16 protein-coding genes are annotated in these 20,335 nt (G+C 71.8%); 12 read left to right on the plus strand and 4 right to left on the minus strand.

Annotated elements, in window-relative coordinates:
• Position 1 precedes the first annotated feature (1 nt).
• From KV381_RS31975 to KV381_RS32010, 8 genes are all read left to right on the plus strand, one after another.
• Positions 2-1,132, plus strand: coding sequence for an MCE family protein (locus KV381_RS31975; protein ID WP_030076282.1), 1,131 nt, complete (start codon positions 2-4; stop codon positions 1,130-1,132).
• Positions 1,129-2,334, plus strand: a complete 1,206-nt coding sequence (locus tag KV381_RS31980) for an MCE family protein (RefSeq protein ID WP_030076284.1) — start codon at positions 1,129-1,131, stop codon at positions 2,332-2,334. The genes KV381_RS31975 and KV381_RS31980 overlap by 4 nt, the downstream gene beginning before the upstream one ends.
• Positions 2,331-3,566, plus strand: coding sequence for an MCE family protein (locus KV381_RS31985; RefSeq protein ID WP_030076286.1), 1,236 nt, complete (start codon positions 2,331-2,333; stop codon positions 3,564-3,566). The genes KV381_RS31980 and KV381_RS31985 overlap by 4 nt, the downstream gene beginning before the upstream one ends.
• A complete protein-coding gene (locus KV381_RS31990) occupies positions 3,563-4,084 on the plus strand; it encodes a hypothetical protein (protein WP_030076288.1) in 522 nt (173 codons plus the stop codon). The genes KV381_RS31985 and KV381_RS31990 overlap by 4 nt, the downstream gene beginning before the upstream one ends.
• Positions 4,085-4,107: 23 nt before the next feature.
• Complete coding sequence (locus KV381_RS31995; protein ID WP_078611028.1) at positions 4,108-4,728, plus strand: hypothetical protein; 621 nt, start codon at positions 4,108-4,110, stop codon at positions 4,726-4,728.
• A 59-nt stretch (positions 4,729-4,787) separates the two neighbouring features.
• Positions 4,788-5,366, plus strand: a complete 579-nt coding sequence (locus KV381_RS32000; RefSeq protein ID WP_050495438.1) for a nuclear transport factor 2 family protein — start codon at positions 4,788-4,790, stop codon at positions 5,364-5,366.
• Positions 5,367-5,442: 76 nt separating this feature from the next.
• Positions 5,443-6,204 (plus strand): hypothetical protein, encoded by a 762-nt coding sequence (locus tag KV381_RS32005; RefSeq protein ID WP_218786886.1) that lies wholly within the window; start codon positions 5,443-5,445, stop codon positions 6,202-6,204.
• Positions 6,205-6,225: 21 nt separating this feature from the next.
• Complete coding sequence (locus tag KV381_RS32010; protein WP_218786887.1) at positions 6,226-7,479, plus strand: lytic transglycosylase domain-containing protein; 1,254 nt, start codon at positions 6,226-6,228, stop codon at positions 7,477-7,479.
• Here the strand turns inward: KV381_RS32010 and KV381_RS32015 are convergent.
• Positions 7,468-8,529, minus strand: a complete 1,062-nt coding sequence (locus KV381_RS32015; protein WP_030623364.1) for an ATP-dependent DNA ligase — start codon at positions 8,527-8,529, stop codon at positions 7,468-7,470. The genes KV381_RS32010 and KV381_RS32015 overlap by 12 nt on opposite strands.
• A 76-nt stretch (positions 8,530-8,605) precedes the next feature.
• On the opposite strand from KV381_RS32015, the gene ligD reads away from it, so the two are divergent.
• Positions 8,606-9,628 carry a non-homologous end-joining DNA ligase gene (gene ligD, locus KV381_RS32020; RefSeq protein WP_230543496.1) on the plus strand — a complete coding sequence of 341 codons (1,023 nt, stop codon included), beginning with the start codon at positions 8,606-8,608 and terminating at the stop codon, positions 9,626-9,628.
• Positions 9,625-10,710, plus strand: a complete 1,086-nt coding sequence (locus tag KV381_RS32025; RefSeq protein ID WP_103536659.1) for a hypothetical protein — start codon at positions 9,625-9,627, stop codon at positions 10,708-10,710. Before ligD ends, KV381_RS32025 begins: the two co-directional genes overlap by 4 nt.
• 27 nt (positions 10,711-10,737) lie before the next feature.
• Here KV381_RS32025 and KV381_RS32030 read toward each other — a convergent pair whose 3' ends face one another.
• Both KV381_RS32030 and KV381_RS32035 read right to left on the minus strand, forming a co-directional pair.
• Positions 10,738-12,978: an OmpL47-type beta-barrel domain-containing protein gene (locus KV381_RS32030; protein ID WP_256995190.1), complete on the minus strand. Its 2,241-nt coding sequence runs from the start codon at positions 12,976-12,978 to the stop codon at positions 10,738-10,740.
• Positions 12,975-15,479, minus strand: a complete 2,505-nt coding sequence (locus KV381_RS32035; RefSeq protein ID WP_234024515.1) for a ThuA domain-containing protein — start codon at positions 15,477-15,479, stop codon at positions 12,975-12,977. The genes KV381_RS32030 and KV381_RS32035 overlap by 4 nt, the downstream gene beginning before the upstream one ends.
• A gap of 302 nt (positions 15,480-15,781) precedes the next feature.
• Here KV381_RS32035 and KV381_RS32040 point away from each other — a divergent pair, with 302 nt between their 5' ends.
• On the plus strand, positions 15,782-16,852 hold the full coding sequence (locus KV381_RS32040) for a multicopper oxidase domain-containing protein (RefSeq protein ID WP_218786888.1): 1,071 nt from the start codon (positions 15,782-15,784) through the stop codon (positions 16,850-16,852).
• Positions 16,853-16,891: 39 nt separating this feature from the next.
• Here the strand turns inward: KV381_RS32040 and KV381_RS32045 are convergent, their stop codons facing one another.
• Complete coding sequence (locus KV381_RS32045) at positions 16,892-19,123, minus strand: DEAD/DEAH box helicase (RefSeq protein ID WP_218786889.1); 2,232 nt, start codon at positions 19,121-19,123, stop codon at positions 16,892-16,894.
• A 374-nt stretch (positions 19,124-19,497) separates the two neighbouring features.
• Between KV381_RS32045 and KV381_RS32050 the strand changes: the two genes are divergently transcribed.
• A complete protein-coding gene (locus KV381_RS32050; RefSeq protein WP_218786890.1) occupies positions 19,498-20,292 on the plus strand; it encodes a VOC family protein in 795 nt (264 codons plus the stop codon).
• The last annotated feature ends 43 nt before the right edge of the window (positions 20,293-20,335 follow it).

Raw genomic sequence — 20,335 nt, forward strand, 5'->3', positions numbered from 1 at the left:
CATGAGACGCACCCGTATCACCGGCATCGGAGCCGGACTCGCCCTCGTCGCCGTCGCGGCCGCCACCGGCGTCAGCGCTCTGGAGGAGGACGGGAAGACCACCGTCACTGCCTACTTCGACCGGGCCACCGGCGTCTACGCCGGATCCGACCTGCGGATCCTCGGCGTCAAGGTCGGCACCGTCGACTCCGTCGAACCGCGCGGCAAGGAGGTGAAGGTCGTGCTCCGTCTCGACCGGGGCATCGACGTCCCCGAGGACGCCCACGCCGTCGTCGTCGCGCCCAGCCTCGTCGCCGACCGCTACATCCAGCTCGCCCCCGCCTACGACGGCGGCCCCCGCCTCGCCGACGACGCGGTCCTGCCCGCCGCCCGCAACGCCACCCCCGTCGAGGTCGACGAGCTGTACGCCTCCATCACCGAACTCTCCACCGCGCTCGGCCCGAACGGGGCCAACGCCGACGGGGCGCTCGCCCGGCTCCTGGACACCGGGGCGAAGAACCTCGACGGCAACGGCAAGGCCATCGGGGACTCCATCGAGCAGTTCGGCAAGGCCACCAAGACGCTCGACAAGAGCAGCGGCGACCTGTTCGACACCCTGGCCCACCTACAGACCTTCACCACCATGCTCAAGGAGAACGACGGCAACGTCCGCAGCGCCGAGCAGCAGCTGAACACGGTCACCTCCTTCCTCGCCGACGACAAGAAGAACCTCAGCGCCGCCCTCAAGGAACTCGGCACCGCCCTCGGCCAGGTGAAGGCCTTCATCGCGAAGAACCGCGGCGCGCTCAAGAAGAACGTCGAGGCCCTGGTGCCCGTCACCCAGGCCCTCGTCGACCAGCGCGCCTCGCTCGCCGAGGCGATGGACACCCTGCCGCTCGCCGCCGGAAACGTGCTCAACGCCTACGACCCGGCCAACCGCACCCTCAACGGGCGCACCAACCTCAACGAACTCTCCATGGGCGGACCGCTCGTCGACCCCGGGGCCGCCGAAGCGGCCGGCCGGCTCACCGGCCTCGCCCCCGTCGACGCGACCCGCCGCAAGGCCCTGCCCGTCCTGCCGCTGCCCGAGGTCGGCACGGTCTACGGCACCCCCGAGAAGCAGCCCGGCCGGCAGAAGGGGGCGCGACGATGAACGACGACGCCCGGCGCAGACCCGTCGTACGGGCCGCTGTCGGAGCCGTGGCCCTGCTCGCCACCGGCGCCCTGATCGCCCTGGTCGCGGTCCGCCCCGACACCCCCTCCTTCACCGGCATCGAACAGATCCCGCTGCCCGGCGGCGCGGACCTCGGCGACCGCCCGTACGAGGTGACCGCCGAGTTCGGCGATGTCCTCAGCCTCGCCCCGCAGTCCTCGGTCAAGGTCAACGACGTGTCCGTCGGGCGGGTCACGAAGATCGCCCTCGCCCCGGACGGCTGGCGGGCCCGGGTCACCATGCGCGTCAACGGGAAGATCAAGCTGCCCGCCAACGCCTACGCCCGTCTCGAACAGTCCAGCCTGCTCGGCGAGAAGTTCATCCAGCTCGCCCCGCCCCCCGAGGGCACCGCACAGGGCTCGCTCGCCGCCGGCGGCCGCATCCCGCTCTCCCGAACCAACCGGAACCCGGAGGTCGAAGAGGTCTTCGGAGCCCTGTCCCTGCTCCTCAACGGCGGCGGCGTCAACCAGCTCAAGACCATCACCACCGAGCTGAACAAGGCGCTCGCCGGACAGGAACCGCAGATCCGCTCCATGCTCAAGCGGGTCGACACCCTCGTCACCAACCTGGACGAGAACAAGGGCGACATCACCAAGGCCCTCGACGGCGTCAACCGGCTCGCCGCCACCCTCGCCACCCGTAAGCAGGACGTCGGCACCGTCCTGACCGGGCTCAGCCCCGGACTCAAGGTCCTGGAGAAGCAGCGCGGCTCCCTGCTGACCATGCTGCGCTCCCTCGACACCCTCTCCACCGTGGCCGTCGACACGATCAACCGGAGCAAAGCCGACATGATCGCCGACCTCAAGGCGCTCGCCCCGACCCTCAAGGCGCTCGCCGACTCCGGCCAGGACCTTCCCAACTCCCTCCAGGTGCTGCTGACCTACCCCTTCACGGACGAGGTGCTGCGCGGCGTCAAGGGCGACTACCTCAACGTCTACCTGGACGTGACGGCCCTGCCCGGTACGCAGATCATCCCGCCGCTCACTCCGGACGAGCCCGGCATCCCGCTGCCCCCGGCCGAGGGCGAGGGCGCGGCGGCAGCCGCCCGCAGCCCACTCCCGCTGCCCCTGCCGGCCGTGTCGGGCACACCGAGGACCACCCCACCGGGCACGCCGGAGACCGAGAAGGAGGCGACACCGTGATCACCCTCGCCATCCGGCTGAAGAACCTCGCGTTCCTCGTCATCGCCGTCCTGGTCCTCGGCTATCTCGGCGTGCGGTACGCCGATCTCGGCCACTACGTCGGACTCCGCAGCTACTACACCGTCACGGTCCAGCTCCCGCAGACGGGCGGCCTGTACACGCACTCCAACGTCACCTACCGGGGCGTCTCCGTGGGCCGCGTCGGCCCGATCGAGCTGACCGACGAGGGCGTCGAGGCCCAGCTGCGGATCGAGAAGGACGCCCCGCCGATCCCGGACAGCCTCACCGCCGTCGTCGCGAACCTCTCGGCCGTCGGCGAGCAGTACGTCGACCTGCGGCCCACCCGCGCGGACGGGCCCTACCTGGGCAACGGCTCGGTCATCGACGAGGCCGACACCACCATCCCGGCACCTCCGACCGACGTCCTCACCAGCGTCGACGACCTGGCGAGCTCGGTGGACCTGGAGAGCCTGCGGACCGTCGTCGAGGAGTTCGGCGCCGCCTTCGAAGGGCGCGGCGACGACCTTCAGGTCCTGCTGGACACCGGCGGCGACTTCATCGAGTCCGCGGACCGGGCCCTGCCGGTCACCACCCGGCTGATGGCCGACGGCGAGCGCGTCCTGCGGACCCAGGCCGAACAGGGGCGGGCACTCAAGGGCTTCGCCTCGGGAGCCAAGGAACTGGCCGCCGAACTCAAGGGCTCCGACACCGACCTGCGCCGCCTGATCGCGACCACCCCGGACGCCGCCGTCCAGATCAGCGGACTGCTCCGCGACCTGGACCCGGCCTTCGGCGTCGTCGTCGCCAACCTCCTCACCACCTCGGAGGTCGCCGTCACCCGACAGCGAGGACTGGAGGAACTGCTGGTGAAGCTGCCCGCCGTCGCCGCCGCCGGAGCGAGCGCGGTCGACGACGACGGGGCCCGGTTCGGCATGTCCGTCACCTTCTTCGAACCGCTGCCCTGCACCGCCGGCTACGGCGGCACGGTCTACCGCAACGGCCTCAACACCTCGGCCGGGCCCGCCGTGAACACCGCCGCCCGCTGCACCTCCTCGCCCGGCACCGGCATCAACGTCCGGGGCAGCGCCAACGCCCCCAAGGGCGGCCCGGTGCCGAAGCCCGCAGTGCCGGGCTCGATGAAGCTGCCCGGAACCGAGGCCGGCGCGGCCGGGGCCTCGCAGCCGCCGGCCGAGGGCATGGCCGGACTGCTCGGTCTGGGAGGCGGCTCATGACGCCCCGCACCCGAAGCCGGGCCGGCTGGGCCGTCCTCCTCGTCGCCGCGCTCCTCTGCGGCCTTGGGGCCTGGTCGTACGGCCAGGCGCGCGGCGACCGCTCCCTGTCCTACGCGAAGGCCCGCGACACCGCCCTGACCGAGGGCAAGCGGCACCTCGCCACGCTGAACAGCCTGGACGGCGAGAACGCGAAGCGGGTCGACGAGGGGTTGCGGGCCTGGCTGGACTCCTCCACGGGGCCGCTGCACGACCAGCTGGAACGGACCCGGAAGGCCGACGCGAAGTCCCTGACGACAGCGGGCGACACGGCCCGCGGCAAGGTCACATCGGCGGCGCTGACCGCACTGGACGAGCGCACGGGCACGGCGGAGCTGATCGCCACCGTGGACGTCCGGGTCACTCCGCGCACCGGCGCGGCCGGCACCCAGCGCAAGCGGTTCACGGCGACCCTCGCCCGTACGGCCGACGGCTGGAAGGTCAAGGCGCTCACGGCGATCGGAACGGGCGGCGGCCGATGAGGCCGCGGGGAGGAACGCCGACGATGAACAGCACGACGACGGACACGGACCTGGAGGCGGAGCACGCCGACGTCCCCGGCCACCGGAAGACCGAAACGGCTGATACGGCCGAGCCGGTTGCGAAGGAAGAAGGCGACGCGCCCCGCCGCCGGTGGCCCCGCGTCCTCGGCGTCCTGCTGACGGTCGCCCTGACCGCCACGGGCGCCGCCCTGTACGCCGAGGGCAGCCGGCTGCGCGACACCCCGGCCACCGCGAACCTCGCCCTCACCGACGCGGAGGCGACCGCCCGGGTCACCGGCGACGTCAGCAGCGCGCTCGGAAAGATCTTCTCGTACGGTCCCGGGGCCACCGCCGTCACCAGGGCGGCGGCGAAAGAGGTCCTGGCGGGCAAGGCGCTCCAGCAGTACGCGGCCCTGTTCGGCCAGGTCGAGCGGCAGTCCACCGACCAGAAGCTGATGCTCACCACCGAGGTCGTCCGGGCCGGGGTGACCCGGCTGACCGGCAGCAGCGCCCACCTCCTGGTCTTCCTCGACCAGGTCTACGAGCGCCGGGGCCGCGCGCCGACCACCGCCTCCGCGCAGCTCACGGTGACCGCCGAACTGCGCGACGGACGCTGGTGGATCGTCGAGATCGGCTCCACATGACGGCGGCTCGGAGACGTTGGCGCACCGGTCCGGTTCGGCAGGCAGGGGAGAGGCAGCACATGGCACGGCAGCGGAAAGCGGAGCAGGACACGGCGGACGCGCAGGCCGGGGAGGTACGGACCGGGACCAGGAATCCGCTCGTGATTGTCGCGCTGGCCCTCGCCGTGTGCGCGGCCGGAGCGGCGGGCTGGGGCGGCTGGTCGCGCTACGAGGCGGCGCACGACGACGCGGCGTCCTTCGCGCAGGCGCGGGACGACGCGCTGGCGGCGGGCGAACAGGCGGTGCAGAACATGAACACCCTGGACCACCGCTCGCTGGAGAAAGGGCTCGACAGCTGGGAGCAGTCCACCACCGGCGATCTGCACCGCCAACTCATCGACGGGCGCGACGCGTTCGCGAAACAGATCACCGAGGCGAAGACGGTGAGCACGGCCAAGGTCCTCTCCGGCGCGGTGACCGAACTGGACCAACGGGCGGGCCGGGCCGGGGTGATGGTGGCGATCCGGGTCACCGTGACCGCGCCGAAGGGCGAACCGGCGGTGAAGGAGAGCCGGTTGCTCGGGAGCCTCACCCGGACCGCCGGCGGGTGGAAGCTCAGCGCGCTGGGCCAGGCGCCCGTCGGCTCCACGGCCGGCTGACCTCCGCTCCCGCATCCGCCCGCCCCGCCCCGCACCGCCCCGCACCGCCCCGTACGCCCCGGAGAGGACCCCGCCCATGTCGACGACCCGCCACCTCGTCAACCGCCGCCGCCGGCTGGCCACGGCACCACCGCGTACGGCGGAGACCGGACCGGAACCGGTGTCCGGGGCGACCGCAGGCCCGGTCACCACGGCCGAGCCCGACCCACCGGCCGCCCCGGACACCGACGCCGAAGCGAGCACCGGTACCGACACCGGTACCGACACCGACACTGACGTCGGCTCCGAAGCCCCGGCGGACACCCCCCGCGCCAGGACGCTCCGACTCCGCGTCACGCTGCCCGTCCTGCTGTGCGCCCTCACCGTGCTCCTGGGGGCTTTCGCCGCCTGGGCGTTCGCCTCGGCGGGCAGTCTCCGTGACGAGCCGGCCCGGCAGAACACCGCGCTCACCGACATCGGCCGGACCAGTGAGGTGAAGGGCCGGATCAGCGAGGCCGTCGGCGCGGTGTTCAGTTACGACTACGCCTCGCCCGCCCGCTCCGACCGTGCGGCGAGCACCTATCTGACCGGCCGGGCCGTGCAGCAGCACAAGGACATGCTCGCCGACGTACGGGAGCAGGCCCCGAAGCAGAAGCTCGTCCTGACCACCACCGTCACCGAGAGCGGGGTCGAGTTCCTCGACGGCGACCGGGCCCGGCTGCTGGTCTTCGCCGACCAGAGCAACACCCGTACGGGCAAGGACGAGGAGACGACGTACGCGGCGGCCATGTTCGCCGTGGACGCCGTCCGCCGCGGGGACAGCTGGCTGATCGCCGCCATCGACACGTTCACTCGCTGAGCCCCGGAGAGGGGAGCCCCCATGAGGTTCGACCGCACCGTGCGCCGCCGGCTGAGCACCACGGCCACCGCCGTCGCCGCGATGACCGCGCTCACCGCGTCCCAGGCACCGGGGTTCGCCCTGCCCGAGCCCCGGCAGGAGAAGGCGGCGGCCGCCGACGACGTCGTGTGGACCGAGGTGCCCGGCGACGACGTCTACCACACCGAGTTGCCGCCGCTGCGGTCCCCGAAGCCGCCGCGGCCCCTGAAGCCCGGCACGAAACCCGACCCCGTGGTGGTCCGCGCCTGGTCCGAGGCGGGCATTCCGGCCACCGTCCTGGACGCCTACCGCAAGGCCGAGAGCGCGGTGGGCCGCAGCGACCCGGGCTGCGGACTGCCGTGGCAGCTGCTCGCGGCGATCGGCAAGGTGGAGTCCGGCCAGGCATCCGGCGGGCGGGTCGACGCCCGCGGGACGACGCTCAGCCCGATCCTCGGCCCGGCGCTCGACGGCAACGGCTTCGCGCTGATCCGGGACACCGACAACGGGGTGTACGACGGCGACCGTGCCTTCGACCGGGCCGTCGGGCCCATGCAGTTCATCCCGTCCACCTGGGCGTCCTGGGGCGCGGACGGCAACGGCGACGGCCGCAAGGACCCGAACAACGTCTACGACGCGGCGCTCGCCGCCGGGCACTACCTCTGCGCCGGGCCGCGCGATCTGAACCGGCGCTCCGACCTGGACCGGGCCGTCCTCAGCTACAACCGCTCCGACACCTATCTGCGGACGGTGCTGTCCTGGCTGGAGTTCTACCGCAAGGGCAGCCACCCGGTCGCCGACGGCGAGGGCGTCCTCCCGGTCAGCCCCGGCCCCGGCGGAAAGACCCGGCCCAAGGCCCCGGTCGGCGGCCCCGGCGCGCCGGAACGCCCCGGCAAGGACGACGGCGGCGTCATCGTCGGCCCGCAGCCCACGCGCCCGCCGAGCCCGACACCCACCCCGCGCCCCACGGGCCCCGGCTCGCCGAGCCCGAGCCCCGACCCGACGGACCCCGGCCCGACCGACCCCGGCCCCAGCCCCGATCCGACGGACCCGACCGACCCGGGCCCCACCGAGCCCGGCCCGAGCCCCAGCCCCGACCCGACCGGGCCCACCACACCGCCCGACCCCGGCGGGACCGACCCGGGCTGCCCCGGCGAAACCCCGTCGCCGTCCCCGTCCGACGACGCCGGCACACCTGACCCGGGCGGGTCGGACGAGCCCTGCGCCACGCCGACCGGTGACCCGGAGTCAGCCGCCTGACAGCACCTCGGACAGGTCGTAGGAGACGACCTCCTCCAGCTGCGCGTACGTACAGCCGGCGGGTGACCGGTCCGGCCGCCACCGACGGAACTGGGTGGTGTGCCGGAACCGGTCGCCCTCCATGTGGTCGTAGGCCACCTCGCACACCCGCTCCGGGCGCAGCGGCACCCAGGACTGGTCCTTCTTGCCCGTCCAGCGGTTCTGCGTGCCCGGCAGCCGGGACTGCTCGTGGGCCGCCGCGTCCGCCCACGCGGCCCACGGATGCTCGGCGAACGCGCAGCGCAGCGGCGCGAGTTCCTCGGCCAGCTCGGCACGCCGCTTCATCGGGAAGGCCGCGCAGACACCGACGTGCTGGAGCACGCCGTCGGCGTCGTACAGGCCGAGCAGCAGCGAGCCGACGACCGGCCCGCTCTTGTGCTCGCGGTAGCCCGCCACCACGACGTCGGCGGTCCGCTCGTGCTTGATCTTGTACATGGCCCGGGTGTCGGGCCGGTAGGGGAGGTCGAGCGGCTTCGCCACGATCCCGTCGAGCCCGGCGCCCTCGTACCGGTCGAACCACTCCCGGGCGACCTCGATGTCCGTGGTGGACGGGGCGAGGAGGACGGGTGCGGAGGCACCGGAGAGCGCCGCCTTCAGCACTTCCCGCCGGTCCGCCTGCCGGGTGGAGAGAAGAGAGGTGTCGTCGACCGCGAGGACGTCGAAGGCGATGAAGCTCGCCGGGGTCTGCTCGGCGAGCATCCGCACCCGGGAGTCCGCCGGATGGATGCGCTCGCTGAGCCGTTCGAAGTCGAGCCGCCCCTCGTGGGCGATGACGATCTCCCCGTCGATCACACAGCGCGGCGGAAGGTTGTCCCGTACGGCGTCGACCAGGTCGGGGAAGTAGCGGGTCAGCGGCTTGCCCGTACGGCTGCCGATCTCGACCTCGTCGCCGTCCCGGTACACGATCGCCCGGAAGCCGTCCCACTTCGCCTCGTAGGCCATGCCCGGCGGGATCTTGGCCACCGACTTCGCGAGCATCGGCTTCACGGGCGGCATCACCGGCAGGTCCATGGTCCGATTCTGGACCGCACACCCACCCATGTCGCCCGATGTGCGGCATATGTGCGACCGGCCTACGGTGGCCGTCATGGGAGCAGCGGTGGAGCTGGACGCGGGCGGACGGGCCGTGAGGCTGTCCAACCCGGACAAGGTGTACTTCCCGGAGAAGGGCTACACCAAGAGGGACGTGGCCGAGTACTTCCTGGCGGTCGGCCCCGGGATCACGCGTGCCCTGAACCACCGGCCGACCACGCTCCAGCGCTTCGTGGACGGGGTCGAGGGCGACTTCTTCTACCAGAAGCGCGCCCCGAAGAACCTCCCCGACTGGATCCCCACCGCCAGGATCGCCTTCCCCAGCGGCCGTCCCGCCGACGAGATCTGCCCGACCGAACTCGCCGCCGTGATCTGGGCCGCCAACCTCGGCACCCTCACCTTCCACCCCTGGCCGGTCCGCGCGGGAGACACCGACCACCCGGACGAACTGCGCATCGACCTGGACCCGCAGCCCGGCACCGACTACGCCGACGCGGTCACCGCCGCCCACGAGCTGCGCTCGGTCCTGGAGGACCACGGCGTACGCGGCTGGCCCAAGACCTCCGGCGGGCGCGGGATGCACGTCTTCGTGCCCATCGAGCCCGCCTGGACCTTCGTCGAGGTGCGGCGCGCGGCCATCGCCGCCGGGCGCGAGCTGGAGCGGCGGATGCCCGAGCGGGTGACGACCGCCTGGTGGAAGGAGGAGCGCGGCGAGCGGATCTTCGTCGACTTCAACCAGACCGCCCGCGACCGCACCATCGCCTCCGCCTACTCCGTACGCCCCTTCCCGCACGCCCCGGTCTCGGCACCGCTGCGCTGGGACGAGATCGACGACGCGGAGCCGCGTGACTTCGACCTCCGCACGATGCCGGGGCGGTACGCCGAACTCGGCGACGTCCACGCGGACATGGACCAGGAGGCGTTCCGGCTGGACGGGCTGCTGGAGCTGGCCGACCGGGACGAGAAGGAGCGCGGGCTCGGGGACATGCCCTACCCGCCGGAGTATCCGAAGATGCCCGGCGAGCCCAAGCGCGTCCAGCCCAGCCGCGCCCGCCACGACGACGGTGACCCCGCGTGAGCGGATCCACGGAGCAGGGCGGGAGCGGCGAGCGGCACGGCGCGCACGGGCGGCCGCTCACGCTCCGCGAGCGCTGGGAGGCGTACAAGAACAGCCCGTTCCTGCCCGCGACCGTCCTCGTCCTGATCGTCGCCGCCGCGGCCGGTCTCTTCGCCGGCTCCTACACGTACGCGATGGCCAACCCCACCCCGCACCGCATCCCGGCCGCCCTGGTCACCCAGCCGGAGGTGGAGCGCGGCGAGGCGTTCGTCGCCGGGATGGAGAAGGCGCTCGACGCCTCGCTGGAGCTGCGCGACTACCCGGACGTCGCCGACGCCCGCCGTGCCCTGGACGAACAGAAGGTCTTCGCCATCGTGCGCGCGGCCGACGACGGGGTGGCGCTCGACGTGGCCGGAGCCTCCGGCGCGTCCGTGGCCGAACTGCTCGGCAAGGCGGGTCTCGAGGTGGGGGACGCCACCGGGGTCGAGGTCACCGTCCGGGACGTCAAGCCGCTCCAGCGGGGCGATCCGCGCGGGCTCGCCCTGTTCTACATCTCGCTGGCCGCCGTGATCATGGGCTTCCTCGGCGCGATCCAGCTCAGCGTGCACGCCCACGGGCTCAACCCGGCCGAGCGGATCGCCTTCACCGCCGCGTACGCCCTGCTCGGGGGTTTCGCCATCGCGGCGGCCGTGGACTGGTGGCTGGGTGCGGTGGACCTGCCGTTCGTCCAGTCCTGGCTGATTCTGGCGTTCACGATGTTCACCTCCGGCATGGTCTTCACCATGTTCAACACCCTGATGGGCCGCTGGGCGATGATCCCGACCTGGGGCGTCATGGTGCTGCTCGGCAACCCGTCCTCCGGCGGGGCGGTGTCCTGGCCGCTGCTGCCCTCGGCGCTCGGCCACATCGGCCGCTGGCTGCCGCCGGGCGCGTCCGTCAACGCCCAGCACACCGCCGTGTACTACCAGGGCCACCAGTTCGTCTTCCCGTATCTGGTGCTCGCCGCCTGGGCGCTGGTCTCCTGCACGGTCTTCTGGGTGTGGCGGCACCGACACCCAGGTGGCCGCGGCCGCACGCCGGAGCATGCGGCCGCGGCCACCTGAGACCTTCCCTACGGGTTACAGCACGGCTTACAGCTCCTTGATCCGGATGTCGCGGTACGAGATGACGTCGGTGACGCCGTGGACCTGGAGCCCGATGTAACCGGAGGCGAACCGCCGGCCGTCGGTGCCCGGGTCGTCGCCGCGCGGCGGCTCGAAGAGCTGACCGCCGGTGTTCTCGAACTCGTTGATCAGGACACCGTTGCGGTAGATCTCGTAGTGCTGGTCGACCACCTTGATCTCGTAGTCGTTCCAGGTGCCCTTGGGGGTGACCCCGGCGCCGCCGAGACCCACCCGGTCGAAGCCGTACACCGAACCGGTCTTGTACATGTCGCCGTCCGGCCGGTCGTTGATCTGGATCTCATGGCCGTACTTGATGGCGACCCACTCCGGACGCGACTCCTCCGGGTGGTCGTGGACCTTCGGGAAGCGGACGAAGACCCCGCCGTTGGCGTTGCCGGAGCCCGGGGCGTCGTCCCGCCACTGGAGCTTGAGCGAGTAGTCGCCGTAGGCCCGGTTCGGCAGCCACAGCATGCCCATCCCGTCCACCGTGGTGGAGCTGGTGATCGAGCCCTCCTCCTCGTTCAGCTCGAACTTGCCGCCGCCCACCTGCTCCCACTTGGCGAGCGAGGCCGCCGTGCCGTCGAAGAGCTTGGTGTAGCCCTCGGACTGCCCCGGCTTGCCGATGCCCGACTGCTTGGCGGCCTGGTTGATCGCCCGGCGCTCGCGCTGGTCGATGACGCCGTCGGTCTTCAGCTTGTCGAGGACCGCCGTCACGTGCTTGAGGAACAAGGCGTGGGAGGACCAGTCCTTCTCGTCCTCGATCAGCTCGTTGATCGTGCAGCGGTTACGGGTGATCCGGTTCGGGACGCCCGTGTCGATCGTGCCGACGAACACGGTGTGCCGCTCGTCGAACTCCGCGCAGTTCGGCGCGGGAACCCCGCCGCCCTGGGCGATGGTGAACGACACCTTCTTCGCCTCGGAGGTGTTGCCCGCCTTGTCCGTCGCCCGGTGGGCGATGGAGTGGTAGCCCACCCGGTCGACGATCACCGGGGCGGTGTAGGCGAGGTACGGTCCGCCGTCCAGGCTGTACTCGACCTTGTCCACGCCCGAGTCGTCGTCGGTCGCGGTCACGGTCGCCTTGGCGCTGGTGATGAACGCGCCGTCGCTGTTCTTGTCGCCCTCGACCTTCACCGAGGTCTCCGGAGCCGTCTGGTCCTGCGACGGCGGCTCCACCACGGTGAAGTCGACGGACTTCTCGTCCGCGACATTGCCCGACCGGTCGGTGGCCCGGTAGCGGACGGTGTGCTCGCCCACCTCGTGGACCATCACCGGAGCGGTGTACGGCTGCCACTCGCCGTCCGCGCCGAGCGCGTACTCGATGGTGTTGACGCCGGACCCGGTGTCGGACGCGGTCACGGTGACCGTGGCCATGCCCAGGTACGCGCCCGCGTCGTCCTTCTCGCCGGAGACGGTCGCCGAGGTCTCCGGCGGCGTCTCGTCGTCGGTCGGCGGGGCGGCCACCGCGAAGTCGACGGACTTCTCCTCGGCCGCGTTGCCCGCCTTGTCGGTGGCCCGGTAGCGGACCGTGTGGTCGCCGACCTCGTTCACCACGACGGGCGCGGTGTAGGGCTGCCACTCGCCGTCAGCGCCGAGCGCGTACTCGACGGTGTCGACGCCGGAGCCCTCGTCGGTGGCCTCGACGGTGACCGTGGCCTGGCCGATGTACGCGCCGTCGCCGTTCTGGTCGCCTTCGACCTTCGCCGAGGTCGCGGGGGCCTCGGTGTCCTCGCCGCCACCGCCCTCGGTGACGGTCAGGATGCCCTGCATCTGGCCGTGCCCGGGGATCGTGCAGTGGTAGAAGTACCGGCCGGGCGACAGCGTGACCTCCACGCTGTGCTTGCCGCCCTCGGAGTCACCGGGGTTGGCCAGGATGTTCAGCTGGACGTCGTTGTTGAACTCCGGGTCCGACACGCTGAACGTCAGCGTGTGCGGCATGCTCGTGGTGTTCCCGGTCGCCGTGCTGTTCTCGAAGACGATCGTCGCCTTGCCGGCCACCGCCGTCTTCGGCGCGGTCAGATAGTGGTCGATCGGATCGCCCGCGGTCCAGGTCAGCACCTGGTCCGCCGCCTTCGCCCCGGGAGCGTCGCCGCCCTTGCCGTACGCGGCCGTGGAGGTCAGCCCGAGGACCATCAGCAGGGAGGCCAGCAGGGCCACCCAGAAGCTCGGCGGACGGTGCCGCCTGCGTGCGAGGTAGGGGAGATGTCTCACTTCGCCGTTGCCTTTCCGACGAGATCCGCGGCGGCCGGCGTCGCGCCGCCGCCCTTGTACGACACGCGCCACAGCGCGGACTTGGAGTCGGAGGTGAAGAAGCCGCGGCCGTAGTCCAGGACGTACAGCGAACCGTCCGGCGCGAACTTCCAGTCCATCAGATTGCGGATGCCGTCCGCCCCGACCGGGATGATCTTCTTCAACGACTCGGCGTGCGTGGGCAGTCCGCCCTTGCCGACCGTCTTCGGGTCGGTGAGCACGGCGTGCCGGGGCTGGGTGTCGTCGTAGAAGTCGCCGACGAACCACTTGCCGTCCCAGTAGGCGGGCCACTTGGCGGTGGACTCGCTCTGCGCGTCGTAGCGGTAGACGGGGCCGTTCATCGTGGCCTGCCCGCCGCCCTTGAGCCAGGGCAGCAGCTCCTTGCCCTCCTCCGCCTTGTAGCTCGGTACGCCGTTCTCGTCGCGCGGGTAGTCGACCCCGCCGCCCTGCGGCGAGTACCAGATGGTGTTCGGGGTCACCGGCGGCAGCTTGACCAGCCCGTCGTTGTTCGGCGACTCGTTCTTCGGGGCGTCGCAGTCGTACCAGCCCAGCGGCTTCGTCGGATCCGGCAGATTACGGTCCCGGTAGGGCTGGTTGTTGCCCATGCAGAACGGCCAGCCGTGGTTGCCCGCCTTGGTGATCGCGGCGAACGTGTCGTACTTCGCCGGACCCCAGGTGGTGGACGGCGCGCCCGCGTCGGGGCCGACCCAGCCCGCGTACAGCGTGTCCGTCGAGGGGTCGATCGAGATCCGGGCCGGGTTGCGCACGCCCATCACGTAGATCTCGCCGCGCGTCTTGCCGCCGCCCTCGTCCGGCTCCTCGCCGGTGAAGAGGTTGCCGGAGGGCAGGGTGTACGTGCCGTCGTCCTCGGGGTGGATCCGCAGGATCTTCCCGTTGAGGTTGTTGGTGTTGCCGGCCGTGCGCCGCGCGTCGGCGAAGGAGACGCCCTTGTAGTTCGGCTGCGGGTTGTTGCCGGAGTAACCGTCGCTGAAACCGGAGGAGTTGTTGTCACCGGTCGCGATGTACAGGTTGTCCTTCGAGTCCCACGCCATGCCGCCGCCCGCGTGGCAGCAACTGTTGATCTGCACCGGCCAGTCGAGCAGCACCTTCTCCGAGGCCAGGTCCAGCTTGTTGCTCGCCGAGTCGAAGGTGAAGCGGGAGACCTGCCGGGTCGCCATGCGCTTGTCGCGGTCGATCTTCGCGTGCGGCGTGTAGTGGAGGTACACCCAGCCGTTGGACGCGAAGTCCGGGTCCAGCTCGATACCGAGCAACCCCTCCTCGACCTTGACCAGTTCGTCGCCGCCGCCCTTGTTGCCGAAGACGTCCAGCGCACCGGCCAGGGTGACCTTCTCGGTCTTCGGGTCGTAGACGTGGATCTCGCCCTTGCCCTTGCCGATGTTCGGGTCGTTCCAGTCGATGACGACCGGCTGGGAGCTGTCGGCCCCGCCGCGCCCGATGTAGAAGACCCGTCCGTCCGGCGCGGTCACCAGACCGTGCGGCTCGCCGATCTGGTCGTTCTGGCCCGGCTGGTTGGGCTCGGTGACCCGCTCGGCGGTGTAGTTGGAGGTGATCGTCGCCTTGCAGTCGGCCTGCGAGGTCCGGTTCGTCCAGGAGAGCGCGCCGCGCAGATGGTCGCGGAAGTCGGTCTCGGCGAAGCTGTCCGCCGTACCGCCCATGGCCGTGTAGAAGGAGCGGCCGCCGTCGTAGTCGCGGCACCAGGAGACCGGGTGGTCCCAGCCGTTGGCGCTCGCGCCCGGCTTGTACGTCAACTCCCTTACGCGCGCCACGGTGTGGACGTCGCCGGACGGGTTCTTCGTCCAGTTCAGCCACTTGTCGGGGCGCTTCCACTCCAACGGCAGGTTCTTGGTGGCCGGGTGGACCCGGTCGCCGATCTCGACCGTCGCGCGCTGCACGGTGGCCGGGCTGTTCGCCGCCGGGCGGGCCCCCACCAGACCGGTGAACCAGTCCGAGTAGGGCTCGGTGCGCGCCGCGTCATGGATGCCGAGGAAGCCGCCGCCGGCCTCCATGTACGCCTCCAGGCCCGCTTCCTGCTCCGGGTCGAGGACGTCGCCGCCGCCGGTCAGGAAGACGACGGCGTGGAAGGAGCCGAGCCGCTTGCCGTTGGTGAACACCTTCGGGTCGGCGGTGGCCACGGTGGTGAACCGCTGGGCCTCGGGCCCGGAGAGCCCGATCTTCTCGATCGCCGCGATCCCGGCGTCGGTGTACGGGGCCTCGTCACCCGCCGAAGCGTGGAAGACCAGCACCTTCACCTGGCTCTTCGCGCCCGGCGGAGAAGGCAGCGACAACGTTGTCGCCATCTTCTCCACCAAGGCCCGGTCCGGCGATGTGTCGGCGCTGGCCGGGCCGCCGCTGCCCAGCATGGACACGGTCAGTGCGCCGGCCGCCACGGCCGCCGCGAGGCCGCGTCGTGATCTGGACCGGTGATGTGATGCGCGCTGCATGTGGTCACCCACCCCTCTGTGGTCACTGCACCTCTCGGTGACTGTGGCTTGCTCACTCTTCGTCAGGAGCCCTTGGCCTACTGGCTCGTGGTTCGCCGGCTCTTGATTCATGGCGACAGCGCACGAAGCTAGACCTCTTTTCGCGGTCCGCCAATAGCTACGGCAGCAATCGCACGAACTTTGTCCTGAGTGTGGATAAACGGGGATGCCCCGGCTACGGTGTGGCCCGTTCCGGGGATCCCGTGAGCGCTGTCCCGTACCGGCGGCTTCGCCAGTTTCCTTATCGCAGTGGGGAGTTCGACATGGACCGAAGGACCTTCAGCCGGCGGATGCTGGTCGGCGGCGCGGCGGTCGCCGCGACCGGAGTGACATCGTTGTCGCTCGGGGCGGTGGAGGCAAGCTCGGCCGAGAACCCGCCGCGTACGGCCCCGGCGGGCGGCGTCACCCGCCGACTGAAGATGTACGCCGAGAAGCTGCCGAACGGCGAGCTGGGCTACGGCTTCGAGAAGGGCAAGGCCTCGATCCCCGGGCCCCTCATCGAGCTGAACGAGGGCGACACCCTGCACATCGAGTTCGAGAACCTCACCGACGTCGACGCCAGCCTCCATGTGCACGGTGTGGACTACGACATCGCCAACGACGGCACCCGGATGAACAAGAGCCATGTGGAGCCCGGCGGCACCCGGACGTACACCTGGCGCACCCACAAGCCGGGCAACCGCAAGGACGGCACCTACGAGCCGGGCAGCGCGGGCTACTGGCACTACCACGACCACGTCGTCGGCACGGACCACGGCACCGGCGGCATCCGCAAGGGCCTCTACGGGCCGGTCATCGTGCGCCGCAAGGGCGACATCCTGCCGGACCAGACGTGCACGGTCGTCTTCAACGACATGACGATCAACAACAAGGCGGAGCACAACAGCGTCAACTTCGAGGCCACGGTGGGCGACCGGCTCGAATTCGTGATGATCACGCACGGCGAGTACTACCACACCTTCCATATCCACGGTCACCGCTGGGCCGACAACCGCACCGGTCTGCTGACCGGCCCCGACGACCCCAGCCGGGTCATCGACAACAAGATCTGCGGACCCGCGGACTCCTTCGGCCTCCAGATCATCGCGGGCGAACGCGTGGGCGCGGGCGCGTGGATGTACCACTGCCACGTCCAGAGCCACTCCGACATGGGGATGGCGGGGCTCCTGCTGATCAAGAAGCCCGACGGCACGATCCCGGGCTACGAGCCCCACCACCACACGGCCGGGGCCACGGAGAAGAAGGCCGGGGAGAAGACGGGCGAGAAGGGCGAGAAGGCGGAGAAGGCCGAGAAGAAGAGCGCCGACACGGGCGCGGCGGAGCACCAGCACTGACCCCGGCCGTCGCGGGGCCCGCGGAGGGGGCGGGCCCGGTCACGGCCTGCGGGAGTCGTCCACGAGTCGCCGCTGCTCCTCCTCGACGATGCGCCGGGCCAGCTCGGCGTCGGAGACGTCCACCGCGTCCGGGGTGGTCTCCGCGAGGTCGCTGCGCCGGGCGTACGCGTCGAAGAGCCGGTCCTTGCGGGCCAGCAGCTCCACCAGGCGCTGGTCCACGCTGTCCGTGGCCAGCAGCCGGTGCACCTGGACCGTGCGGACCTGGCCCATCCGGTGGGCGCGGGCGACGGCCTGGTGCTCCAGGGTGGGCTTGATCTGCGGCTCGCACAGGACGACCACGGAGGCGGCCTGCATGTTCAGCCCGGTGCCGCCCGCCTGGATCTGGCTCAGCAGCACCGCGTGCCCGTCCACCGCGGAGAACGCGTCCACCAGTTCCTGCCGCCGGGCGGGCGGGACACTTCCGGAGAGCGGTCCGAAGGCGTCCGGGCCCAGCGCGTCGCCGACCGTCGCGAGAACCTCGCGGAAGTAGGAGAAGACGACCACCTTCAGGCCGTTGTCCCGTGCCTCGTCGACCAGTTCACGCAGCCGCTCCAGCTTGGCGGAGGACTCCGGAACGGCATAGGCGGCCCGGCGCATCCGCATGAACCGTCCCGAGGCGACCGCCTCGCGGTAGGCCGCCCGGTCCTCGGCCCCGAACTCCTCCCACTCGTCCACCTGGACCAGCGCCGGGAGTTCGGCCAGCACATCCACCTGGTTGCGGCGCAGATAGGCGGGGGCGACGGCCCGGCGGAAGGCCCGCGAACCGGCCGCCCCGTGTGTGGAGCTGACCGACGGCGCGAGTTCGGGGCGCAGTTGGCGCACCAGGCTGCGGAACTCCTCCACCCGGTTCTCCATCGGGGTGCCCGTGAGGAACAGCACCCGCTCCACCCGCTCCGCCCAGCCGGCGACCGCCCGGGACCGGCGGGCCTCGGGGTTCTTCACGAAGTGGGCCTCGTCCACCACCAGCATCCCGGGCCGCACCTCGGCCGCCGCCCCCTCGGGCAGTAGATGCAGCGCGTCGAAGGTGGTCACCGCGACCCCGCCGGTCTCCCGCCAGTCCGCGAACGCCTCGGTCCGCTCCGCGCCGTGCACCGGAACGGCGCGCAGGGTGGAGCGGGCCCGGATCTCCCGGGTCCAGTTGATCAGCACGCTCGCCGGGCACACCACGAGGAAGTGGCTCTCGCCGTGGGCGGCGAGGTGGGCGAGGGCGGCGATGGCCTGCACGGTCTTGCCGAGCCCCATCTCGTCGCCGATGATCACCCGCTTCTGCGTCAGCGCGAAGCGCGCCCCGAACGCCTGGTAGCCGCGCAGGGACACCCGGAGACGCGTGTCGTCCAGGCGCAGCGCGCGCACCCGGTCGGCGATTCCGGCGGGCAGGAAGCCCTCGGCGGCATCGCGGTCGGGACCGCTGCCGGACAGCTCGGCGAGCAGGCTGTAGTACTCGGCGGAGCGCAGCTCGAAATCCACCCAGGCCTCGGCCGGCGACGCGGGTGAACGCAGCAGATCGGCCGACGCCTGCGCGAACAGCACCGGCAGCTCCCGCTCCACCGCCTCCGCCACGGCCGACCGCACCGCGTCGAGCGCCTCCCGCACCCGAGCCCGCTTCTCCCGCCCGCTGAACAGCATCCGCATCCGGCTGCCGGCCGGCGCTGCCGTCGCCACCGCGGGGCCGAGCCGCTCGCCGAGCCGACGGGCCGCGTCCACCGCCCGCCGCGCCTCCGCTCCGGCCTCGACCAGCCGGTGCAGGGCGATCACCAGGGCGGTGCTGGTGTCGTCCGGGGCGTCCACGTCGATCCGCACCGAGACGGTGTCGCGCACGGCGTGGGCGATCTGCCCGGCGGCGGCCAGCGCCTGGTCGGCGGTGTGCGCACCGACCCCGGGGAGCTGCCGCAGCTCGTAGCGACCGGTGCCGTGGACCTGCCCGACCGTGCCGAACCCGGCCTGCTCCAGCGCGCCGAGCCGCAGCCGCCCCTCCGTGACGTCCTTGAGCCGGCCGACGGGGATGTGGGCCAGCTCCTGGTCCACCAGGGCGTCGAGCAGCGGATCGAGGACGGTCCGTACGGCGTCGCCGGCGGCCGCCCGGTCCGCCGGTACCGCCCGGGCGCTCTCCAGGAGCCGCTCCGCCCGTGCCAGCAGCTCACGGGCCGCGCCGCCGGTGGGCACCGGGCTCCCGGCGGCCCCGTGCGCGAGTGTCCCGAGGGCCGTGCCGCCCGCCGCCCCGCTCTGCTTCATGTGCGTCCTTCTGTTCCCGAGGGGCGTCTCGCAGCCCCGGGACCCCGCTCCTGTGGCCTCCCCGCCATCGTGCCACGCCCCGCCGACACCCCCGGACCCGTCGCGACGGGTCCGGCGCGCGGGAGGTGAGCGGCGGGACGGGCGTGCGACGCGCCGGTCCAACGCTTGGCCCCGGCGGCCGCGCGATGCCTACCCTGGGCCGCACGGCGGAGGCGAGCACCGCCGGTGGAACGCCCCGGTCGGCCCCGCGCGGACTGCGGTCGTCCGTGCCCGGTGCAAGACTCGGAACGAGAGGAACCACCCCGGAAGTACCGACGAGCGGGACCACCCGGACCGGACGAGCGGAATCCACCGGATCGACTGAGGAGCACGCCATGATCAGCCCCACCTTCCTCGACGGAGCGCCCAGTTGGGTCGATCTCGGCACGCCCGATCTCGACGGGGCCGTCGCGTTCTACCGGGGCCTGTTCGGCTGGGACCTGATCCCCGGCGGCCCCGAGGTCGGCGGCTACGGCATGCTCACCCTGGACGGCCGGTACGTCGGCGGGGTGATGACGGTGTCGGAGGAGGAATCGCCGAGCGCCTGGTCGATCTCCTTCCAGTCGCCCGACATCGCCGCCACCGCCGCGGCGGTGGAGCGGGCGGGCGGCAGCGCCGCGTTCGAGCCGATGGACGTCCTGGACCTGGGCAGCATGGGCGGCTTCACGGACCCGGCCGGAGCGTATTTCGCCGCCTGGCAGCCCAAGAAGCACCCCGGCTTCGGCGTCGTCCAGGAGCCCGGCTCGTTCCTCTGGGCCGAGCTGTACACCTCCGACGTCCCGGCGGCGGCCGCGTTTTTCAACGCCGTCTTCGGCTGGGGGACCGACCAGTTGAAGGTGGAGGGCACCGACTACACCTACACCACGGTCCACCCGGCCGGCGCCGGTCCGGAGGCGTCGTTCGGCGGCCTGGTCCGGATGGGCGACGTCCCGACCGAGGCCGCCCGCGGCCCCCACTGGCTGCCCTATTTCGACGTCGCCGACGTGGACGCCACGGTGGCCGAGGCCAAGCGGCTCGGCGGCACGGAGACCCTGGCCGCCATGGAGGTGCCCGGCGTCGGCAAGATGGCCAACATCGCCGATCCGTACGGGGCGGTCCTCGCGGTCATGAGGCCCGAGCCGAGGCAGTAGCCGCGGGACCGGCGAGGCGGATTGATGAATCGTTGATCAGTCG

This window comes from Streptomyces sp. WY228 (assembly GCF_019287315.1).
Lineage (GTDB): Bacteria > Actinomycetota > Actinomycetes > Streptomycetales > Streptomycetaceae > Streptomyces > Streptomyces caviscabies.

Bases quoted from the DNA above. Each gene is read 5' to 3' on its own strand.
- KV381_RS31975 (WP_030076282.1), top strand. From the start codon at position 2: ATGAGACGCACCCGTATCACCGGCATCGGAGCCGGACTCGCCCTCGTC.
- KV381_RS31980 (WP_030076284.1), top strand. From the start codon at position 1,129: ATGAACGACGACGCCCGGCGCAGACCCGTCGTACGGGCCGCTGTCGGA.
- KV381_RS31990 (WP_030076288.1), top strand. From the start codon at position 3,563: ATGACGCCCCGCACCCGAAGCCGGGCCGGCTGGGCCGTCCTCCTCGTC.
- KV381_RS31995 (WP_078611028.1), top strand. From the start codon at position 4,108: ATGAACAGCACGACGACGGACACGGACCTGGAGGCGGAGCACGCCGAC.
- KV381_RS32000 (WP_050495438.1), top strand. From the start codon at position 4,788: ATGGCACGGCAGCGGAAAGCGGAGCAGGACACGGCGGACGCGCAGGCC.
- KV381_RS32005 (WP_218786886.1), top strand. From the start codon at position 5,443: ATGTCGACGACCCGCCACCTCGTCAACCGCCGCCGCCGGCTGGCCACG.
- KV381_RS32010 (WP_218786887.1), top strand. From the start codon at position 6,226: ATGAGGTTCGACCGCACCGTGCGCCGCCGGCTGAGCACCACGGCCACC.
- KV381_RS32015 (WP_030623364.1), bottom strand. From the start codon at position 8,529: ATGGACCTGCCGGTGATGCCGCCCGTGAAGCCGATGCTCGCGAAGTCG.
- ligD (WP_230543496.1), top strand. From the start codon at position 8,606: ATGGGAGCAGCGGTGGAGCTGGACGCGGGCGGACGGGCCGTGAGGCTG.
- KV381_RS32035 (WP_234024515.1), bottom strand. From the start codon at position 15,479: ATGCAGCGCGCATCACATCACCGGTCCAGATCACGACGCGGCCTCGCG.
- KV381_RS32040 (WP_218786888.1), top strand. From the start codon at position 15,782: ATGGACCGAAGGACCTTCAGCCGGCGGATGCTGGTCGGCGGCGCGGCG.
- KV381_RS32045 (WP_218786889.1), bottom strand. From the start codon at position 19,123: ATGAAGCAGAGCGGGGCGGCGGGCGGCACGGCCCTCGGGACACTCGCG.
- KV381_RS32050 (WP_218786890.1), top strand. From the start codon at position 19,498: ATGATCAGCCCCACCTTCCTCGACGGAGCGCCCAGTTGGGTCGATCTC.